This window comes from Bartonella sp. MR168JLCBS (assembly GCF_042194175.1).
This window is the reverse complement of record NZ_JBHIMP010000046.1, coordinates 1-1,928: the sequence shown is the minus strand read 5'-3', so window position 1 is coordinate 1,928 and position 1,928 is coordinate 1. Positions and strand designations below refer to the sequence as shown.

At 42.9% G+C, this 1,928-nt stretch carries 2 protein-coding genes and 1 pseudogene; all 3 read right to left on the bottom strand.

The features are described 5' to 3' along the window. Nucleotides 1–253 precede the first annotated feature (253 nt). Nucleotides 254–481: a hypothetical protein gene (locus ACFIK8_RS08910; RefSeq protein ID WP_012754703.1), complete on the bottom strand. Its 228-nt coding sequence runs from the start codon at nt 479–481 to the stop codon at nt 254–256. Next, entirely contained in the window at nt 478–1,140 is a 663-nt protein-coding gene (locus ACFIK8_RS08905; RefSeq protein WP_375669211.1) for a lysozyme, read from the bottom strand. Before ACFIK8_RS08905 ends, ACFIK8_RS08910 begins: the two co-directional genes overlap by 4 nt. A gap of 69 nt (nt 1,141–1,209) precedes the next feature. Next, a pseudogene (locus tag ACFIK8_RS08900) lies at nt 1,210–1,928 on the bottom strand (hypothetical protein); the annotation flags it as partial.

Here is a 1,928-nt window from a genome sequence, read left to right as displayed (position 1 = left end):
AAGGCAATCAATTTCATGATGCGTGACATCATCTTTAAGCCTTGATAGGTCTCTATCATCTCATGAAGGAGCTGTTGTTCTTTTTCTGTAAGACCTTTATCTTTGCTGCTTCGTTTCTTGACCATCTTTCCAACCACATAAATGGGCTCCCTGCTTGTTATGCTTCAAAATATCTCTTGCAAGGTTGGAACTGATGACCGCAACATCCTTGTTATCCAAATAAATGGGCAACCAGCCACCACAAGAAACAGACCTATTTGCCGCGCACCCAACGAGAAAGTTCAGAGCGCACACCAGCATCACTTTTTTGATTAACTTCATTTTCTACCTCAAGCCGCGTTGTTGCTGTCTTTAAAGCATTCTCTGTTTGCTTTTGCCGTTCGCTTTGCTTGCCAAGGTGAAACGCCTTAGCTAAAGCCATAAAAAAAACGGCTAAAGCCGCTGTAAACATAAGAGAATATTTCTTTAGCCAAAAAATCATAAGCGTTGCTCCCCAAACCGCTTGGCGACAATCACTATGCCCGTTACAGCCGCTAAAACCATTATGCCTGCTAATGCCCATTGCACCGGTCCATTGCCTGCTAACAAGCCGCCAAAACCAGAACAAGACCCTATAATCGGGGCAAGTGCTTCTACCTTGAAAAGACCTGTTGCCGTTTTCGTTTCTACCCTTTGATAATTCGAAGAAACATAAGCCCCTTTTACCCATAATCCCGCTTCTGCTGCTCGACGGTTGGCTAAACCAGCAAGAGGCTTCCCACCGACCTTATTCCATTTTTGTAATTCAACAGGAACGGCTTCATAATCGCCTTGATTAAGCTTCTTCAACAATGTTGACTTGCAAAAAGCAGCTTTTCCTACATTATAGCAAAACGAGACCAATGCCGCGAATTGGCAATCCGTTAACGAAACCGTAACCGATTCCTCTACCGTCTGCTCAAATTGCTTTAAGTCTTTACAAAGGATTTCTTCTGCTTGCTCTTGGCTAATACACATGCCTTTTTTGACAAGGGGATGACCCGCATTGCTGGTGTGACCATAACCAATCGTCCAAACACATGCCGTATCTCTATAAGCCTCTAAACGCAAACCTTCCCATTGTTTGATAAGCTCTAATCCTTCTTTCGATATCTTTCTCATCTGACGCTCCATAAAAAAAAGCCCCACAAAAGTGGGGCTGGATAAAATGATGTTCTAATCAATCTCGCACTAATTATAATAAAATGGGTCGCTACATCCACGGGCGCCTATTTTTTCATCTTCTACATAACGAGAATGCGCAAAATTCCGTACAAGATGATCATTGTTAGAGCCACCAGTCCAATCGCCTCCTCCCAACATAACATTTATGTCTACACGTAAACTACTTCCTTGCTCCCCTGTATGCCATTTAGTCACTGGATAACAACCGGACAAATATTGCCACACATAACCGCAACCATCCTCACAACCAATATGCGAAATCATCCGTCTATTGTTTGTATCAACGTGTCCTCCAGACGTCTTAAGAGAAGGCGCTTGATTGCCGACAATACTGGTTGCTTGATTACTTCCATACATGCATGGCGAAAACTCATCACTCGTCAAAAATCTCTTATTAACAAACCAAAAATCAAATGCATGATCCGCATAGCTACGATTGGTCGTAATCGGAACACCATATGCCGACTTTGCATTTACACCTGTCCCTGATTGAAGATAAATATCAACCCAAATATTATGCCACGGATTGTAAACCATCCCTTCTGGACTACTACACAGGCGGTGATTTAAACACCAAACAGAATTGGGCAAAACATCCCCCGCTTGATAACCTGATAAGAGATGACCTTCAATCTCACCAACATCCGCACATAGCGTATGAAATCCGCCAATCTTTTCAGAATTATCCTTTGTATAGCCATCAGGAGCCGTCGGATTTTGCGAAA

What these genes read in the sequence shown, in the direction of transcription:
- ACFIK8_RS08910 (WP_012754703.1), bottom strand. Translation starts at nt 481, where the DNA reads ATGATTTTTTGGCTAAAGAAATATTCTCTTATGTTTACAGCGGCTTTA.
- ACFIK8_RS08905 (WP_375669211.1), bottom strand. Translation starts at nt 1,140, where the DNA reads ATGAGAAAGATATCGAAAGAAGGATTAGAGCTTATCAAACAATGGGAA.